16 protein-coding genes are annotated in these 18236 nt (G+C 63.8%); 7 read left to right on the forward strand and 9 right to left on the reverse strand.

The window, feature by feature from the left end:
• Nucleotide 1: 1 nt before the first annotated feature.
• Genes AB0N65_RS01340 through AB0N65_RS01375 form a run of 8 tightly spaced genes read right to left on the reverse strand, consistent with a single transcriptional unit; the run spans nt 2 to nt 9047 of the window.
• Nucleotides 2-1321 (reverse strand): mannitol dehydrogenase family protein, encoded by a 1320-nt coding sequence (locus tag AB0N65_RS01340; protein ID WP_364156599.1) that lies wholly within the window; start codon nt 1319-1321, stop codon nt 2-4.
• Nucleotides 1318-2709: a glucuronate isomerase gene (gene uxaC, locus AB0N65_RS01345; RefSeq protein WP_364156602.1), complete on the reverse strand. Its 1392-nt coding sequence runs from the start codon at nt 2707-2709 to the stop codon at nt 1318-1320. Before uxaC ends, AB0N65_RS01340 begins: the two co-directional genes overlap by 4 nt.
• A 3-nt stretch (nt 2710-2712) precedes the next feature.
• Entirely contained in the window at nt 2713-3633 is a 921-nt protein-coding gene (locus tag AB0N65_RS01350; RefSeq protein WP_364156605.1) for a sugar phosphate isomerase/epimerase family protein, read from the reverse strand.
• Nucleotides 3630-4826 carry a Gfo/Idh/MocA family oxidoreductase gene (locus tag AB0N65_RS01355; protein ID WP_364156608.1) on the reverse strand — a complete coding sequence of 399 codons (1197 nt, stop codon included), beginning with the start codon at nt 4824-4826 and terminating at the stop codon, nt 3630-3632. Before AB0N65_RS01355 ends, AB0N65_RS01350 begins: the two co-directional genes overlap by 4 nt.
• Nucleotides 4823-5671 (reverse strand): sugar phosphate isomerase/epimerase family protein, encoded by an 849-nt coding sequence (locus tag AB0N65_RS01360; RefSeq protein ID WP_364156611.1) that lies wholly within the window; start codon nt 5669-5671, stop codon nt 4823-4825. Before AB0N65_RS01360 ends, AB0N65_RS01355 begins: the two co-directional genes overlap by 4 nt.
• Nucleotides 5672-5673: 2 nt before the next feature.
• Nucleotides 5674-6609: a carbohydrate ABC transporter permease gene (locus AB0N65_RS01365; RefSeq protein WP_364156613.1), complete on the reverse strand. Its 936-nt coding sequence runs from the start codon at nt 6607-6609 to the stop codon at nt 5674-5676.
• Nucleotides 6606-7676: a sugar ABC transporter permease gene (locus AB0N65_RS01370; protein ID WP_364156616.1), complete on the reverse strand. Its 1071-nt coding sequence runs from the start codon at nt 7674-7676 to the stop codon at nt 6606-6608. The genes AB0N65_RS01365 and AB0N65_RS01370 overlap by 4 nt, the downstream gene beginning before the upstream one ends.
• 12 nt (nt 7677-7688) lie before the next feature.
• Nucleotides 7689-9047, reverse strand: coding sequence for an extracellular solute-binding protein (locus AB0N65_RS01375; protein ID WP_364156619.1), 1359 nt, complete (start codon nt 9045-9047; stop codon nt 7689-7691).
• Between the two features lie 192 nt (nt 9048-9239).
• Between AB0N65_RS01375 and AB0N65_RS01380 the strand changes: the two genes are divergently transcribed.
• Together AB0N65_RS01380 and nadE are read left to right on the forward strand one after the other, a co-directional pair.
• On the forward strand, nt 9240-10292 hold the full coding sequence (locus AB0N65_RS01380) for a LacI family DNA-binding transcriptional regulator (protein WP_364156622.1): 1053 nt from the start codon (nt 9240-9242) through the stop codon (nt 10290-10292).
• Nucleotides 10293-10372: 80 nt separating this feature from the next.
• Nucleotides 10373-11194, forward strand: a complete 822-nt coding sequence (gene nadE, locus AB0N65_RS01385; protein WP_364157008.1) for an ammonia-dependent NAD(+) synthetase — start codon at nt 10373-10375, stop codon at nt 11192-11194.
• A 72-nt stretch (nt 11195-11266) separates the two neighbouring features.
• Here nadE and AB0N65_RS01390 read toward each other — a convergent pair whose 3' ends face one another.
• Nucleotides 11267-12049, reverse strand: a complete 783-nt coding sequence (locus tag AB0N65_RS01390; RefSeq protein ID WP_364156625.1) for a GntR family transcriptional regulator — start codon at nt 12047-12049, stop codon at nt 11267-11269.
• 205 nt (nt 12050-12254) lie between these two features.
• On the opposite strand from AB0N65_RS01390, the gene eat reads away from it, so the two are divergent.
• Genes eat through AB0N65_RS01415 form a run of 5 tightly spaced genes read left to right on the forward strand, consistent with a single transcriptional unit; the run spans nt 12255 to nt 18023 of the window.
• On the forward strand, nt 12255-13685 hold the full coding sequence (eat, locus tag AB0N65_RS01395; RefSeq protein ID WP_364156628.1) for an ethanolamine permease: 1431 nt from the start codon (nt 12255-12257) through the stop codon (nt 13683-13685).
• Nucleotides 13686-13724: 39 nt separating this feature from the next.
• On the forward strand, nt 13725-15107 hold the full coding sequence (locus tag AB0N65_RS01400) for a glutamine synthetase family protein (protein WP_364156631.1): 1383 nt from the start codon (nt 13725-13727) through the stop codon (nt 15105-15107).
• Nucleotides 15088-15846: a gamma-glutamyl-gamma-aminobutyrate hydrolase family protein gene (locus AB0N65_RS01405; protein WP_364156634.1), complete on the forward strand. Its 759-nt coding sequence runs from the start codon at nt 15088-15090 to the stop codon at nt 15844-15846. The genes AB0N65_RS01400 and AB0N65_RS01405 overlap by 20 nt, the downstream gene beginning before the upstream one ends.
• On the forward strand, nt 15843-17213 hold the full coding sequence (locus AB0N65_RS01410; protein WP_364156637.1) for an aldehyde dehydrogenase family protein: 1371 nt from the start codon (nt 15843-15845) through the stop codon (nt 17211-17213). Before AB0N65_RS01405 ends, AB0N65_RS01410 begins: the two co-directional genes overlap by 4 nt.
• A gap of 27 nt (nt 17214-17240) precedes the next feature.
• Nucleotides 17241-18023 (forward strand): 3-oxoacyl-ACP reductase, encoded by a 783-nt coding sequence (locus AB0N65_RS01415; protein WP_364156640.1) that lies wholly within the window; start codon nt 17241-17243, stop codon nt 18021-18023.
• Nucleotides 18024-18236: the final 213 nt, after the last annotated feature.

Below are 18236 nucleotides of genomic sequence, written 5' to 3' on the forward strand. Positions count from 1 at the left end.
TCTAAGCGTGGGAAATGGAGGCGGCCAAAGCTTCCTGAAGCCCGCGAATCTGCGAGGCAACGTCCAGGTCGTCAGCCAGCTCGGGCGCTATCAGCGCCAACAGGGCAGCGGTGCGGTGGTCGGCGTCGAGCGTTTTTGCGTGGAGGATGTCAGCGGCGCGCGGATCCTGGAACTCAGTGCTGGACGACACGTACTCAATCCAGGCGCCGATCATCCGGGCGGCACCCTCTCCGGAGCGACCTGACGCCCGCTCCGCGGCAAGCACGGGCAGGGCCCGCAGGCGCAGCTTGGTGGTTCCGTCCATGGCAATCTGGGCCAGGTGGTGGGCGATCCGGGAATTGCCGAAGCGCTCCAACAATGCCGCCCGGTACTGAGGTATGCCCAGGTCCTCTCCGTGAAGATGCCGGGCAGCTTCGTCCCAGAATGCCTCCACGGCGTCCCTGCACACGGCGTCGGACAGCGCCTCAGCTACGGTCGTGAACCCCCGGAGCTGCCCGGCATACGCCAGGATCGAGTGTGCCCCGTTCAGGAGCCACAGTTTGCGGTTCTCGTAAGGTTCAATGTCCTCCACGAACACCGCCCCGGCATCCTCCCAGCGCGGACGCCCGGCCGGAAAGTCGCCGCTCAGGATCCAGTTGTGGAAGGGCTCGGTGACGACGGCAGCGGCGTCGCGGTAACCGCAAGCGTCGGCAACCACGTCCAAGTCCGCCGTCGTGGTCCTTGGAGTGATGCGGTCAACCGAGGTACTGACGAAACTGACGTTCGCCCCGATCCATCCGGCCAAGGCCGGGTCCCGCGCTTCGGCCAACGCCGCTACAGCTTGGCGGGCCACCTCGCCGTTCGCTGACAAGTTGTCGCAACTCACGACGGCGAGCGGACCGGCGTCGGCGTCTTTGCGGGCGGCGAGCGCTGCTACTAAACGGGACAAGGGGGTGTCGCCGTCCATTGCCGTGTAGGCGGCTTCCGTGATGGTGAGGGTGATGACGGCAGTGGAGGGAGCGGCTACGAGCTCAATGAGACGAGCAACATCGGCTCCGTCAACGGCCTCGACGATGCTGCCAATCACTTCGAAAGAGTCCCCTGCACCGGACCGTTCCACCACTGTGAATAAGCCGTCCTGTTCCGCCAGGGTGACGGCGGCATCGGGGCGACGGCCAGTGAACGAGGCGATGCCCCACTCCCCCGCGTCGCCGGCGTGCTGGGTGTACCACGCCTGGTGCGAGCGGTGGAACGCGCCGAGGCCAAGGTGGACGATCCGGATGGGCGGCTTGGCCTGGGCGTCCTTGCGTCGCAGCCGCGGCGGGGTTTGGGTGGTGGTCACAGTTTGAAGACCCTTCGTGGGGATGAATCCACGACGTCGACAATCAGCTCGTGCGCGCGGTCCTCGCTGATGCGGTGCTCGGCAACAAGCCGCGCGAGGAAGGAGGCTTCGATCCTGCGCGAGGCGTCATGCCGTGCGGGGATGGAGCAGAAGGCCCGGGTGTCGTCGATGAAGCCGGACGACCTTGAGAAGCCCGCCGTCTCCGTGACGGCCGAGCGGAAGCGCAGCATGGCGTCCGGGGCATCCAGGAACCACCACGGAGCACCGAGGTACACGGAAGGGTAGAAACCGGCCAACGGGGCAAGTTCCCGCGAGAAGACCGTCTCGTCCAGGGTGAAGAGCACCAGGTGAAAATCCTTGGCTGTTCCGAAATCCTGCAGCAAGGGCCGGATGCCTTCGGTGTAATTGATGGCGAAGGGGATGTCGTGCCCGGTGTCCGCGCCGAACGCCTGGAACGTGGGTCCGTGATGGTTGCGGAACGAGCCCGGATGCAGGGTCATGACGAGGCCGTCCTCCACGGACATCCGCGCCATCTGGTACATCATGTGGGCCTCGAACGCGTCCCTGTCCCGGGCGGTTGCCTGGCCTGAAAGGGCCCGTTCAAAGAGGGCTTCCGCTTCGGAGGGATCCAGTTTGAGAGTTGCCGGCGTGCTGACGCCATGGTCCGCGGACACCGCTCCATGCTCCACGAAGTAGCGCCGCCGGTTTTCCAGGGCGGTGAGGTAGCCGCGGTAGCCCGTGCCGCCGTCGGACGCGGTTTCGATGAGCCGCTCAACGTTTGCCGCCCACGACGGGTGCGCGATGTTCAGGTACGCGTCCGGGCGGAACGTGGGCAGGACCCTGCCGTGGAACGACGGGTCGTCAGCGAGCGCCTTGTGGCTCACCAAGTCATCCAGGGGATCATCGGTGGTGGCGAGGACTTCGATGTTGAAGTCCTTGAAGAGCTCGCGCGGGCGGAACCCCGGCTCGGCGAGCTTGGCCGAGATCGCGTCGAAGCTGTCATCGGCTGTCTCTGCGCTCAGCTCCCCGTGCACGCCGAAGACCGTCTCGAACTGGGTTCGCAGCCAATACCCGGAGGCCGTGCCGTCGAAGAGCGGCCACGCTGCGCAAAACGTCCGCCAAATATCCCGGGGAGCGGCATTTCCCGGCTGGAGCTGGTCCATCTCGACCCCTGACGCATGGATCAGCCGCGTGACGTAGTGGTCTGGCGTGACCAGCAGGGCCGCGGGGTCCGGGAAGGGCGTGTTTTGCTCAATGACAGCGGCGTCCACGTGGCCGTGCGGGGAAATGATCGGCAGGTCCTGGACGCGCTGCAGCAGCTCGCGGGCGATGCTGCGCGTACCGGGATCGGCAGGCAGAAGCCTGTCCGGGTGGGTTGCGAGGGACATGGCTCAGCCTTTCGGGAGGGAGTCGGCGCTGCCGGCAACGGTCAGGCCAGCCAGGGACGCTGCACGGCGCAGGAAATCGAGGTTCCCGGCCGTACGCTCGGCGAGGGGAACGTCGGTGGAGAAGTCCTCTACGGTCACCCACTCGTCGTAGCCTGCCTCGGCGAGGGCTTTGAAGTAGGTCACGACGTTTCCGATGCCTTCTGCGAGGGGTGCCCATTCGCTGGCCCAGATCGCACCGCCGGCGGGATCGTGGTTTTTGGTGGGAACCCAGCGGGCATTCTTCACGTGGACGTGGGCAAGATAGGGGCCCAGCAATTGCAGCGCGGGAAGCGGTGACTCCCAGCCTTCGATCAGCAGATTGCCGAGATCGTGGATGACGCCCACATGGCGGGGATCCAGGCCCTCAAGGAGCCTGAGGGCCGAAGAAGCAGAAGCCGTCACTGTGCCGTGATGGAGCTCCACCAAGGCTTTGACTCCGTGGTGCGCTGCCCGTTCAGCCACCCACTCGTAGTGCTCGCGGGTGGCGGCGAACAACTCAGGGTAGGGCAGCCCGCTCGGTTCCTGGCCGCCCATGGTCGAATTGCCGAGCGGAAGGACATTGACCCTGACTTGGCGGGCACCCAGGGCCGACGTCGCCGCGAGGAGCCGCTCGACGTCGTCGTGGTTGTCGCAGCGCGCGTAACCGCCCAAGCCGGAGTACTCAAGCCCCGCCCCGGAGGTGAGCCGCGCGATCTCCGGGAGCGAACCTTCCAAGCCGGTCATGGGCCACGTGGCCTTGTTTCCTGACCAGAATCCGGGACTGGCAGCCTCGGCTTGGTCGGTGACGCGCCATTCAATGCCATGCCAGCCTTGGGCCGCGAGCTCAGTGGCGGCTTCCTGCGGAGTCCACTCCGGGGTCGATGCCGTGAATACTGAGAATTTCACGCCGTGACCTCCTCGAGGTGTCCCTTGCCGGTTCGAACCTCAACGTCGTTGTAGGTGCCTGCCAGAACGTCGGCGATCCGGACCGGTTTGCCCAGCGTCGCGGAAACATACAGGGCCCGGACGGTGGCCAGTGCCGTGACAGCATCCTGGATGGTGACGCCGGCGGGGCGTCCGTTGTGGATAGCGTCCACCACATCGCGGTACTGGCGGATGTGACCGGCCGGGTAGACGGTGGGATCCAGGTTGGTGTCCGCAGGCTCGCCGGGGAACTTGGCGAGCTCTGCCGATGCCTGGTTGCCTTCACCACGAATGCCCATGGGGCCGCTGTCGGCTGGATCCGCAGCGTCGGCCGCGTGGAAGTACTCCAGGTTGTCGTTGTCGATCACCGCGGATCCCTTGCTGCCCATGACCTGCAGCCGGACGGTCAGGCCGGGGTAGGCGGCCGTTGTCGCGTGGAGGACGGCGAGTGCTCCCGACTCGAAAGTCAGGGTGGCAACTGCCGTGTCCTCGACCTCAACGTCCGTGTGCGCCAGGAGCGCGGTCTTGGCGCTGATTTCGACGGGGCGGCCAAGGAACCACAGGAGCAGATCCACGGTGTGGACGCCTTGGTTCATCACGGCTCCCCCGCCGTCCATGGCCCAGGTTCCGCGCCAGGCACCGGAATCGTAGTAGCCCTGGCTTCGGTACCAGCTCACGGAGGCGATGGCGGACGTCAGCCTGCCGAAGCGACCAGCCTTACGTGCTTTATCGACTGCAACTGACGCGGGATCGAAGCGGTGCTGGCTGATGACGCTCGCAACGAGGCCCTTGGCTTCGGCCTTTTTGGCTGCTGCGATTATCTGGTCTGCCCGATCCAGATTCACGTCCAGCGGCTTCTCGATGACCACGTGCTTGCCCGCGTCCAGCACTTCCAAGGCCTGCTGGATGTGCAAGCCGCTGGGCGTGGCGATGATGACCAAGTCGACGTCGGCGCTTCTGAAGGCTTCCTTCAGGCTTCGGAAGGTGGCCGGGCGCGCGGACCCGCTGTCCTCGATGTACCGGGCGAGCGACTCCGCGGCTTCCGGGATTTCATCCACCAGCGCTGTTACGTGCAGTTCGGGCAATTCCCCGACGGCGGTGGCGTGCGTGCGTCCGATCACGCCGCATCCGGCGATGGCTACCTTGATGACGGTTTCCTGCTGTGCGTTGCTCATGCGGTTTCCACTCCAGCTTCATTGAGGACTTTGGCGAAGGCCCGGGCGGCAATGCCGAACGCAGTGGGTCCGGAGAACCCGCCCAATCCATGGGCTCCGGTCAGGTGCGGCTCAAGGCTGGCAAAGCCCACAAAGCCATCGGCTTTGAGTGCCTCAACGGTCCGCAGCAAGTCACCGTCGCCCTCACCCGCAGGAACTACGACGCCGTCGGCGAACCGCGCGTCCTTGACCTGCAGGTATTCGAGGTGGGGACGGAGCTTGGCGTAGCCTTCGTCGAACGGTTTGACGCCCACCTGCACGAAGTTGGCCGGATCCCAAGCGACCTTCAGCGCCGGAGACGCCACCGATTCGATGATGTCCAGGACGCGGTCGGGGGTGTCTCCGAAGATGTCTTTCTCGTTCTCGTGCAGCAGCACCACGTTGTTCTCTTCAGCCACTGCGGCCAGCGCCCGCATGCGTTCAACGACGTCGTCCCGGATGCTGTCCACGGCAATCCCTTCTCCGTAGTAGAAGGAGAAGATCCTGATGTAGCGCGCGCCCAGGACGTGGGCCGAGTTGGCTGCCCGGCGCAGGCGCTCCACTTCATGTTCTACGGGCAGTGAGACGTCCACCTTGCCGATGGGCGAGGCAATTGCTGACACACCCATGTTCGCTGTGTCGAGGAGATTCTTGAGCTCGACGAGTTGGCCGGCGTCGAGGTCCACGATGTTGGTGCCCCATGCGCTGCGGACTTCGATGTGGTTCGCGCCCAAGGCCTGGAGAACGGCGATCTGCTGCACGGGGTCGTCGTCGATTTCGTCCCCGAAGCCTGAAAGCTTCCATTCAACTTTTGCTGAACCGGTCATTGCTATTTGACTCCTCCGGCGGTCAAACCGCCCACTAGGTAACGCTGGAAAATCAGGTACAAGATGACCACTGGTGCCGCGCAGACCAGCGATGCGGCCATCATCTGGCCATAAAGCGGAATGGCTCCGCCTTCCTGCGATGCGCCGAAGATCTGCAAGGCAACCGCAGCAGTCTGGCTGTCAGGCCGGGTCATGACGGAGGCGAACAGGACATCGTTCCAGCCAAGGAGGAAGGCGAAAATCCCGGAGACCACAATGCCCGGCCAGCTCAGCGGAAGGATGATCCGGGTCAAGACGCCAAAGTTGCTGGCGCCGTCGATCCTCGCAGCCTCCTCAAGCTCACGGGGCAAACCCCGCAGGTAGGTGACCATGACCCAGGTTGAGAACGGCATGGCGAAGGTGAGGTACGTGATGAAGAGGCCCCACTGCGTCCCGATCACCTGGACACCCAAGTAGCTCGCCGCCGAGGAGAAAAGGACGAACACCGGCAGGACCATGAGCGTTCCGGGCACCGACTGCAGGGCGAGGAGGCTTCGCAGGATGGTCAACCTGCCGAGGAACTGGTACCTGACCAGCACATAGGCGAGGGATACAGACATCGCCGCAGACACCACGGCCGTGGCTCCGGCCACGAGGACGCTGTTGGCGAGGCCCTTGGCCAGGCCGACGCTGGTCCAGATCTTGGCGTAGTTCTCCATGGAGAACGTGGACGGCCAGAACTCGCCGTTGGCTACCCCAATGTCCGAGTTCACCGAAGCCAGGAAGATGTACGCGATCGGAATCAGCACCACCGCACACAGGAACGTGAGGATGATAACCAGCAAGGGACCCGGAAGCAGGCGGGTGACTTCATGTTGCCGCTTGGAACCCGGCCGGAATCCGGTGGCGGCCGTCTCCGTTGGTGCTGTGCCGCGGATGGAGGTGGTTGGTGCGCTCACTTTTTGCCCCCAGGCGTTTCGGCGTCGTCCAGCTTGACGGCGCGCAGGTAGATGAACAGCGGAATGGCGATCAGCACCAAGGACACAAAGGCCATGGCGGCGCTCAAGCCGAACCGGAAGCTTTGGAAGCTGGTCACGTAGGTGAGGATCGGCAGGACTTCGACGTCGGAGGGTGCCGGTACGCCGAACAGCACGAACGGGAGGGTGAAGTTGTTGATGTGGTGCAGCATGCCGATCAGGAAAGCCAGCGACAGCGGTCCCTTGAGGTACGGGAAGATGACGTAGCGCAGTTTGTTCCACCACAGGGCGCCGTCCAGCGCTGAGGCTTCGTGCACCTCGTGGTCCACTGATTGGAGGCCGGAAAGGGCCAGCAGATAGATGAACGGCCAGGATGCCCAGATCTGGACGAGGATCAGAGTCCAGTACGTCTGCGGACCATTCAGCCACAGGCCTGAATCCATGCCGAACGTGCCGAGGGCCGAATCCACCACACCGTCCGGCTGGAACATGGTCCGCCACACGGTGGCCACCACAAAGGACGGAAGCACGTACGGGATCAGGAAGATCGAACGGATCACCGCCCGGCCTTTGAAGGCATTCTGGGTGGCTACCGCTGCGGCAATGCCCAGGGGCAACGTGACCACCATGGCGATCAGGGAGTAGCTGACGCTAAGCCACACCGAGTGAAGCAACGGCGAGTCGGTCAACGCTTCGACGAAGTTCTCCACGCCAATGAACGGTGCGCTGATCCATCTGCGCAAGGTGTACTGGTCCAGGTTGAGCGCCGACATGTAGATGCCCAGCAGCAGCGGCACCACGATGATGACCAGCATCAACAAGCCGCCTGGAATCAGCATCCACAGCGGGCGGTTTTGCTCGCTGATGCCCTTCCGGCGGACGGGCTTCTTCATCGGCTTCCCGGGCTCGTTGGCGCCGCCGGCGACAGTGCCCGCAGCGGGTGACGTCCCGCCGTCGTGCGTGTTTGCCACGGCACCCGAACGCGTCAGCCGCTTGTCGGAAGCCTCGTGCGGCACGGCCCGTATCTCCCTGAAGGAATCAGTGGACATTGGATTTCCTGCCTAGGACTTCGCTGCACGGTCGAGGGAGGCCTGGCCTTTGGATTGCGCTTCCTTAAGCCTGCTCTGAAGGGCCGCGTCATCCACGGAACCGTTGGCCAGGTCCGGGATGGACTGGACAGTTACGTTCAGGAGTCCCAGCTGGATGTCGCCCCATGCACCGGTGAAAGGAGTGGCCCTGGATTTGCCCGCCGCGTCTGCGATCGGCTGGAGCTTCGGGTCGGTCAGCGAGGCCAGGGCCTCAGCGTTCGCGGGCAGTTCCCCAAAGATCTTCTGGTAATTCAGCTGCTCTTCCTTGGACGTGATGAGCTTGATGTAGGCGAAAGCCAGGTCCTTTTGCTGCGAGTAGTCGGCGACCACGACGTTGTCGCCGGACAAGATGCTGGCGGCCTTGTCGCCGTCGCCCTTCGGCGCGGATTCGCCCGGCGCAGTGGTGGGCATGGTGGCGTAGGCATACTTGCCGGCGATTGCGGACTTGTCCAACGTGGGCACCGAACTGGATGTTGTCATCAGCAGGTAGCCGGCCTTGCCGGATGCGAACGCTGCGACTGCGTTGCTGTTGCTCCAGCCGATCGCGGCGGGATCCACCACTTTGTCCTTGGTCAGCCAGCCAAAGTAGGTTTCGTAGGCCTTCTTGACCGTGGGATCGTCCATCTTGAGGTTGTTGCCGTCCACCAACGGGTTGCCGGCTTGGACGGACATGGCCCAAATGAATTTCCACGGATCAAAGTTGTCCTTGTATCCGGTAGCGAGTCCGTAGGTGCCGGTGCCTGCGTTGGTCATTTTCTTGGCCTGCTCCGCGAGCTCGTCCCATGTCGTGGCGGGCTTCTCGATCCCGGCGGCCGCCAAGAGGTCCTTGTTATATGCCATGACGAACGGACGGCTGACGAAGGGAATGCCTGCCATATGGTCGGCGTCCGGGCCGGAGATGCCCAGGGCTGCAGGGTTGAATCGGTCCTTCCCACCAACTTTGTTCCAATCTTCATCCGAGAGAGTGACGAAGGCTTTTGTTGCGTAGGCCGTGGGAGTGAAGGTGGTGCCCAAGCTGTACACGTCGGGACCTTGGCCCGAGACTACGGAGGTCTGGATCCTCGTCAGCTCGTCGTTGGCGGATGCGAAGGTTTCAAATTCCACATCGGCGCCTGTCTCCGCCTTGAATTTCGCGGCGATGTCTTTGAACCATTCCTTCTGTTGCTCCGGATACTGGTTGTTGACGCCGGTCAGGACACTGAGCTTCTTGCCGGCGCCGTCCACCGCGCCACCGGAACTTTCCGAACCGCTGCCACTCCCCCCGCAGGCCGTCAAAGTCAGTGCGGCCGCCGCGACAATTGCCGCCAACTTCGCTGATGGTGCAAACCTCATTGTTTCCTCCTTGGATACCCAGCCCGCAGGTGGTGGTGTACGTCACAGGGGCTTCGGCATCGAGTCTAGGAGGATGGCAAACCGGGCGGCAAGCGTTTGCCAAAAGTTGCCAAAAATGCTGCAATGGCTTCACAACGTGGTTCTCGCCATTCGCTTGGGCGGCTGCAAAGACCCGCCAGAAGGGACCTCACCATGGCAGACTCGGCAACCCGGCCGATCGGCGCACCTCCCACAATCCGTGATGTGGCGGAAAAAGCGGGAGTGGCCACGTCCACCGTGTCCAGGGCGCTTTCCAACCCCGGCAGGGTGAACCGCGTGACGCGGGAGCGCATCGAACAGGCTGCCGCGGAATTGAACTATGTTCCCAGCTCACAGGCTCGTGGACTCAGTTCAGGACGCACCAACGCCATTGCACTCCTGGTGCCCGACGTGACCAACCCTTTCTACTTCGACATCATCCGGGGAACGCAGAACCAGCTCAAAGCCGCCGGTTATACGCAGCTCCTCGTCGACACCGAAGAGTCCGCCGAGATGGAAGCCGACACCCTGCGCAAAATGCAGCGGACCGCCGATGGCTTCATCCTCGCCGCATCCCGGCTCACGGACGCGCAGCTGGCGGAGGCCGCCTCCTCCCAAGCAATCGTCACGATCAACCGGTCCTCCTCGAATGCCCCGACGGTCATGATCGATACACCTGGTGCCATCGTTCAGGCGCTGGAACATCTGTCATCCCTCGGCCATACGAAGATCTGCTACGTGGGCGGCCCGGCGTCCTCGTGGTCCAACGCCAAGCGCTTGAAGACATTTGAAGACGAGAGCCGCGAGCGCGGACTCACCACCCTTCGCGTGGGCCCATTTGCTCCGAAGACTACATCGGGAGCGGCAGCTGCGGACGCCGCTGCACGCACTGGCGCCACGGCCTGCATTGTCTTCAACGATCTCCTCGCTATCGGTATGCTGCAGCGGCTTCGGGAACGCGGCATCCGGGTTCCCGAGGACATGAGCATCGTTGGGTGCGACGACATCTTCGGAGCTGACTTCTGCAACCCGCCCCTGACCACCATCGCCTCGCCCATCGAGCAGGCCGGGCGGGTGGCCGTCTCCATGCTGCTGGCCCAACTGGATCCTTTGCAGGCGGGATCCAGCCGCCGCCTCGCCGTCATGCCCACCCACCTCACCGTCCGCGGCTCCACGGGCCCGGCCCCCCAAGTAAGTCGCAATACAGCGCGTTTTGAGGGCTCATAACGCGCTCTACTGCGACTTACTTGGGGGCGCGGCAGCAATATGGTTGAGCGTTGATCACGATGCTGACTAGTGTGGTTCCCATGCGCGAACTCCAGGCCAAGATCATCGAGGAAATGGGCGTCCAGCCCCGGATCAACCCGACGGAGGAGATCCGCAAACGGGTCGCTTTCCTGAAGGACTACGTGAAAGCCACCGGCACCAAGGGCTTCGTCCTGGGCATTTCCGGCGGGCTCGACTCCACCCTCGCGGGCAAATTGGCCCAGTTGGCCGTCGAAGAGCTCGAGTCCGAAGGCGTTGAGGCGAACTTCGTAGCCGTCCGACTCCCCTACGGCATCCAGCACGACGAAGACGACGCGCAGGCGGCGTTGGACTTCATCAAGGCCAAGACCGAGTGGACCTTCAACATCTCGCGCGCGGTTGACGGTTTCGAGGAAGAGTTCGAGAAAACCACCAGTGCTGAGATCTCCGATTTCCACAAGGGCAACACCAAGGCACGGGCTCGCATGATCGCGCAGTACGCACTGGCCGGCGAACACAATTACCTGGTGATTGGTACCGACCACGGCGCCGAGTCAGTGACGGGCTTCTTCACTAAGTATGGCGACGGCGGCGCGGACATCCTGCCGCTGTTCGGCTTGAATAAGCGCCAGAACCGCGAACTCCTGGCCGAGTTGGGCGCCTCGGCCCGCCTTTGGCAGAAGGTACCCACGGCCGACCTCCTTGACGACAAGCCCGGCCGCACCGATGAGGACGAACTCGGCCTCACGTACGACCAAATCGACGACTACCTCGAAGGCCGCGAGGTCCCCGAAGGCGCTGCGGAGCTCATTGAACAGAAGTACCTCCGCACCCGCCACAAGCGCACCGTGCCGGTGACAATCTTCGATACCTGGTGGAAATAAGCCTCCAGTTACAGGCTAGGAACCCCGACGGCGGGTGCGGACTTTACGTGAAGTCCGCACCCGCCGTCGTGTTTAAGCCAGGAAGCCGCGCAGCAGCGACGCTGTCCCTTCCAGGTGCTCCACCGTGGCGCGTTCCGCGGCCGGCGCGTCCCCGCGGAGGATCGCTTCGGCGATCTCGGCGTGCTGTTCGTTGGCGTGTTCCAGGTTGGTGCCGAGCAGCGGTATGCGGTCAAGAAGTTCGTTGAGCCTGGCCCGCGTTTCCGCAACGGCGCTTACGAGGCTGGCCGACCCGGACAATTCGGCGATGGCGATGTGGAACCGGGCATCGCGGGGCCGGTAGCCCACGGCCGGGGAAGCGCTGACTTCCTGGAGGCAGACCTGCAGGTGCCGCCGCGCCGCCGCGGACAGGTCCGCCTTGGCGGCCAAGGCAGCCGCAGCAGGCTCGATGATGGAACGGAAGAGGAGGACGTCCTCCACTTCGGCAGGATCGAGCGGTCCATGGTCGGGCGTGCGCTGGACGGCGTTCGTGGACACATAGGTCCCCCCGTAGCGACCCCGCTGCACCTCCAGGTACCCGGCACTCTGCAACTCCCCCAGCGCATCACGCAGGGTGGCCCGCGAAACGCCGAGCTGCTCGGCCAGCTCCCGCTCGGGAGGAAGCTTTTCGGCGGGCGCGAAGATACCCAGCTTGATGGTCTGCAGGATGTGTTCGATGGTCTCCTCGAATGCGTTGCCGCCCCGCACCGGGCGCAGCATCGAGAAGGACGGGCCAAACGGTGAGTCCGGCACGGCGTCTCCTTCCACGGAATGCGGGCTGCGCCACTGCTGGGCCGCCGCTGTCTCCATGCTACCCATGCGATCAAGCAAAGGTCACCAAAGTAACCATTGGACACGCACCCTTCTGTGATCCATGTCATCTGTTTTTTCGAAAAACCCTTGACGCGGAAGGATTCACGTTCCAGACTTTGAAGCACACTTTGGACTAAAAACAGTCCTTTAGGATTCGATCGATCCTTCGCTACATCTTCCCACAAGCATTCCTTGGACGTTAGGAAAACGCATGGAAACAGCGCGCCAGCCACTCGGCGGCGAGGATGAGTATCTGAAGCACCGGCGTCTCAAACGGGGCGCAGCCGGATGGGTGCTTCTGGCCGGTTTGGGGGTGGCCTATGTCATTTCCGGCGACTTCGCCGGGTGGAACCTGGGTTTGGCACAGGGCGGGTGGGGCGGCCTCTTGATCGCCTTCGTCCTGATGGCCGTCATGTACACATGCATGGTTTTCGGGTTGGCGGAGCTTTCGTCAACGCTCCCGACGGCGGGTGCGGGCTATGCGTTCGCCCGACGGGCCCTGGGGCCCCTTGGTGGATTCGCCACCGGGATGGCGGTCCTTATTGAATACGCGGTGGCGCCGGCCGCGATCGCCACCTTCATTGGCGGCTACGTCGAAGCGCTCGGGCTCTTCGGACTCACCAACTCCTGGCCGGTGTACCTTGTGACCTACGTGATCTTCATCGGCATCCATCTTCGTGGAGTGGGCGAGGCCTTGAAAATCATGTTCGCCATCACGGCCGTGGCAACCGTCGCTTTGATCGCCGCGGTGGGCGGACTGCTTCCGAAGTTCGACGGTGCACGCCTCTTCGACATTGTCCCGGACGGCTCGGCCGGTTCCAGCGCCTTCCTTCCCATGGGAATCAGTGGCGTCCTGGCCGCACTGGTCTATGGCATCTGGTTCTTCCTGGCCGTCGAGGGTGTTCCCCTGGCGGCCGAGGAAACGTCGAATCCCAAGAGGGACATGCCCAGGGGCATCATCGTGGCTGTCATCATCCTGGTGGTCTTCGGAGCGCTCATGCTGGTCCTGGTTCCCGGAGCGGCCGGGTCCCAGGCCATGAGTGAATCGGACAACCCGCTTCCCGAGGCCTTGCGCATTGCCTATGGCGGCAACACCTTCCTTGCCGACTTCATCAACTACGCGGGCCTTGCCGGGCTGATCGCCAGTTTCTTCTCCATCATCTACGCGTACTCCCGGCAACTCTTCGCCCTCTCACGGGCCGGCTACCTGCCGCGATGGCTCTCGCTGACCGGGGCACGGCGCACCCCCTACTGGGCACTCATTGTGCCGGGCACCATTGGATTCCTGCTTGCGGCCATCACCCAGGACGGCGCCTTGCTGATCAACATCGCTGTCTTCGGGGCCACCGTTTCGTACGTCCTGCTGAACCTTTCCCACATCGTCCTTCGCAAGAAGGAACCCAACCTGGAACGCGGCTACCGGACCCCCGGAGGGATCGTCACTACGTCGATCGCCCTGGTGCTGTCCGCCGTGGCAGTCGTGGCGACGTTCGTCGTCGACGTCTTTGCCGCATCCATCACGGCAGCAATCTTCGCCGCCGCCCTTCTTTACTACTGGCTGTACAGCCGGCACCGGATTGTGGCGGGGGCGCCCGAAGAAGAGTTCGCCCAGCTGGCCATGGCCGAGGCCGAACTGAAGTAAGCAAACCCGGAACTGACAGAACCACCCTGCGGAGACACCATGAACAGTCAAACCCAAACCTCCAGCCCGAAGCAGCAGCTCACCGTTGAGCAACTTCGCGAACTCGTGGCCAGCGGGGAGATAGACACCGTCATCGTGGCCATCACGGACGCCCTCGGACGGCTGCAAGGCAAGCGCTGCGGTGCGCGGTCCTTCCTGGAGGACGTCCTGGACCACGGCGCAGAAGGCTGCAATTACCTGCTTGCCGTCGACGTCGAAATGAAGACCGTGGACGGCTACGCGATGTCGTCCTGGGAGACCGGCTACGGGGACATGGTGATGCTCCCGGACGTAGCGACTCTTCGCCGCGTGCCGTGGCTCGAAGGCACGGCCATGGTGCAGTGCGATGTGCTGTGGACCGACCGGACTCCGGTGGCCGCTTCGCCCAGGCAGATCCTGAAAGCCCAAATCGAACGGCTGGAGAAGCTCGGCTACCGCGCCCACGCTGGAACGGAGCTCGAGTTCCTGATGTTCGACGATTCCTACAGCCAGGCCTGGGAAAAGAACTACACCGCGCTCACCCCGGCCACGCAGTACAACGTGGACTACTCGCTTTTGGCCACCGCCCGCTTGGAGCCGGTCATTCGATCCATCCGCAACAACATGGAATCGGCCGGGCTGGTGGTGGAGTCATCCAAGGGCGAATGCAACCTGGGACAGCAGGAAATCACGTTCCGCTTCGACGAAGCCTTGGCCGCCTGCGACAAGCACGCGTTCTACAAAAACGGTGCAAAGGAAATCGCCGACCAACACGGCAAGAGCATCACGTTCATGTCCAAGTTCAACGAGCGCGAAGGCAACTCCTGCCACATCCACTTCAGCCTCACCGACCTGGACGGTAACCCCGTGCTGGCCGGCGAGGGCGAACACGGCTTCAGCCCGCTCATGGAACGTTTCGTAGCGGGTCAACTGGCAGCGCTCCGCGAACTCACGTACTTCCTGGCGCCCAATATCAATTCCTACAAGAGGTTCGTGGAGGGCAGCTTCGCTCCGACGGCCATCGCCTGGGGTTTGGATAACCGCAGTTGTGCCCTGCGCGTGGTGGGGCATGGCCGCGGGCTCCGCACCGAGAACCGGGTAGGTGGCGGCGACGTCAACCCGTACCTCGCTGTTGCAGCCATGATCGCGGCCGTCATCCACGGCATCGAAAATGACCTCCAGCTGCCTGCCATCACCAAGGGCAACGCGTACGAGTCCGACGCGGACCGGCTTCCCACTACCCTGCGGGACGCCCGCGACCTGCTGGCCGAGAGCAGCATCGCCCGCAAAGCGTTCGGCGACGACGTGGTGGACCACTACGTCCATGCCGCCAATGTTGAGCTCACCGCTTATGACGCCGCTATCACCGACTGGGAGCGCACCCGTGGCTTCGAACGTCTCTGACACCTACCGCCCCAGGATTGCGCTGACCAGTTACCTTCAGGAGGCCTCCTGGGGAGTGTGGAATACGACGGCGGCAATCCTCCCGGGAACGTACGTGGAGGCTGTGGTCGCATCCGGTGCGACACCGCTCCTGCTGCCGCCGGTGGGAACCGACGAATCCGTACTGGACCTGGTGGACGGCCTGATCGTGGTGGGAGGACCCGACGTGGACCCGGCCCTCTATGGGGCGGCGCCGCACCCCACCACCAAACCGCAACCACTGCGGGACAGGCACGATTCTGCACTGATCCGGGCCGCGCTGGAGCGCGAGCTCCCTTTGTTCGCGATCTGCCGCGGAGCCCAACTGCTTAACGTGGTCATGGGCGGGACATTGATCCAGCACATTCCCGACATCAACCCCGATGCCACGTGCCAGCCGGCACCTGGGGTTTATGGAGAAGCCTCTTTCACCACCAGCCCGGGCAGCCTCATCCACGACCTCCTGGGTGCTTCCGCCTCGTCGCCTTGCTACCACCACCAAGCCATGGATGCCGTGCCCGAATCGCTGCGCGTGACGGCCCGCTCCGCCGACGGTTTGGTGCAGGCCCTCGAAACCACGCACGGCGGCTGGGTCCTCGGCGTCCAGTTCCACCCGGAGCAGAACCCGGACGACCTCAGGCTGTTCCGGGGCTTCGTGGAAGCCGCCGCCAGCTACCGCTCCGACCAGACCGCCACTACGAAAGCGATGTCCCCCGCATGACAGCAACAGTCTTTGATGTGATCAACCCGGCCACGGAAGAGGTCATCCAGACCGTTCCCTTGGCCGGCCTGGCAGAAACGGACGCCGCCATTGCCAAGGCCGCTGCCGCCTACGAGTCGTGGCGGACCGTTGCCCCGGCCGACCGTGCGCTGCTGCTGCGAAGGTTCGCCGCCGCCGTCGACCGTGACCTTGAGAACCTCGCGCAGTTGGAGGTTCGCAACGCCGGGCACACCGTTGGCAACGCCCGCTGGGAAGCCGGCAACGTCCGCGATGTCCTCAACTACTACTCCGCCGCGCCGGAACGGCATTTCGGGCGCCAGATTCCCGTATCAGGCGGCGTCAACGTGACATTCCACGAACCCCTCGGAGTCGTTGGGATCATCGTGCCGTGGAACTTCCCGATGCCCATTGCAGGCTGGGGGTTCGCGCCAGCCCTGGCTGCGGGCAACACGGTGGTGCTCAAGCCGGCGGAAGTCACGCCCTTGACAGCTATCCGTCTCGCTGAGCTCGCGCTCGAAGCCGGCATTCCCGAGGGCGTCTTCCAAGTCCTTCCCGGCAAGGGCTCAGTGGTGGGCCAGCGGTTCGTGACCCATCCGGCGGTGCGGAAGGTCGTGTTCACGGGGTCCACGGGCGTGGGGAAGCAGATCATGGCCGGATGCGCCGAACAAGTGAAGCGGGTGACGCTGGAGCTTGGCGGCAAGAGCGCCAACATCATTTTCGACGACGCCGACCTTGAGCTGGCGGCAGCTGCCGCCCCGTCCGGAGCGTTCGACAATGCGGGCCAGGACTGCTGCGCCCGTTCCAGGATCCTCGTTCAACGCGGGGCCTACGAGCGTTTCCTTGAACTGCTGGAACCCGAGGTCCTCGGCATGCGTGTGGGAGACCCTGCCGATCCGGCCACCTCCATGGGGCCGCTGATTTCGGCTCAGCAGCTCAATACCGTTTCCGCGTTTGTGCCCGACGGCGCCCCGGTCGCCTTTCAGGGGAAAGCGCCGGAAGGGCCGGGATTCTGGTTCCCGCCCACAGTGCTGACGCCCGATCTCAAAGCACCGTCATTCACGGATGAAATCTTTGGTCCCGTGGTTGCCGTAGTGCCGTTCGACGATGAAGCCGACGCCATACGGATTGCCAACAACACCGAGTACGGATTATCCGGTTCTATCTGGACTTCCAAGGTTGACCGCGCACTGCGCGTGGCCCGCGGCGTCGAATCGGGCAACCTCTCGGTGAACTCCCACTCGTCCGTCCGCTACTCGACGCCGTTTGGCGGCTTCAAGCAATCCGGCTTGGGCCGTGAGCTCGGCCCCGACGCCCTGGATGCTTTCAGCGAAGTCAAGAACGTCTTCATTTCCACCCAATCCAACTGATCTTTACGCCACTTCAGAGGAGTACCAATGCAATCAGTAGTTTCCAACCGTCTCGCCGGCCGCAGCGCAGTCATCACGGGCGGTGCCAGTGGCATCGGTCTCGCCACCGCCCGCCGGATGGCCGCCGAAGGGGCAAACGTAGTCATTGCGGACATTGAGCCTACGTCCGGGATCGCCGCCGCGAATGAAGTAGCCGGCCTGTTCGTCAAGGTGGACGTGACCAGCGAAGAAGAAGTCCGCAACCTCTATGCGCAGACCAAAGAAACGTACGGCAGCGTAGACATCGCCTTCAACAACGCCGGCATCTCGCCCGCTGACGACGCCTCGATCCTGGACACCGGCATCGACGCCTGGCGACGCGTGCAGGAAGTCAACCTCACGTCCGTCTACTACTGCTGCAAGTACGCCATTCCGTACATGCAGGAGCAGGGCAAGGGGTCCATCATCAACACAGCATCGTTCGTGGCGGTCATGGGCGCGGCTACGTCCCAGATTTCCTATAGCGCATCCAAGGGCGGAGTCCTCTCCATGAGCCGGGAACTCGGCGTCGAATTCGCCCGCCAGGGCATCCGCATCAACGCCCTCTGCCCGGGGCCGGTAAACACCCCGCTCCTGAAAGAACTCTTCGCCAAGGACCCCGAGAAGGCGGCGCGCCGGCTGGTCCACGTGCCTCTGGGCCGCTTCGCCGAACCGGAGGAACTCGCCGCGGCGGTCGCTTTCCTGGCCAGCGACGACGCTTCGTTCATCACCGCTTCCACGTTCCTCGTCGACGGCGGCATCTCGGGAGCGTACGTCACTCCCCTTTCGTAGGCGCTGCGATCCAAGGCGCCGGGAACCCCGACGGCGGGTGCGGACTTCTCGAAAAGTCCGCACCCGCCGTCGTGCTTTAGCCAACGCTCTCTCACCGATGACCCCTCCCGGCCGATCGCTCTCTCACCAATGGCCCCTCCCGCCCGATCGCTCTCTCACCGATGACCCCTCCCGGCCGATCGCTCGATCACCTATCTCCCTGGAGGCATTGAC

It is taken from the genome of Paenarthrobacter sp. NPDC089322 (genome assembly GCF_040684895.1).
In the GTDB taxonomy this organism is placed as follows: Bacteria; Actinomycetota; Actinomycetes; order Actinomycetales; family Micrococcaceae; genus Arthrobacter.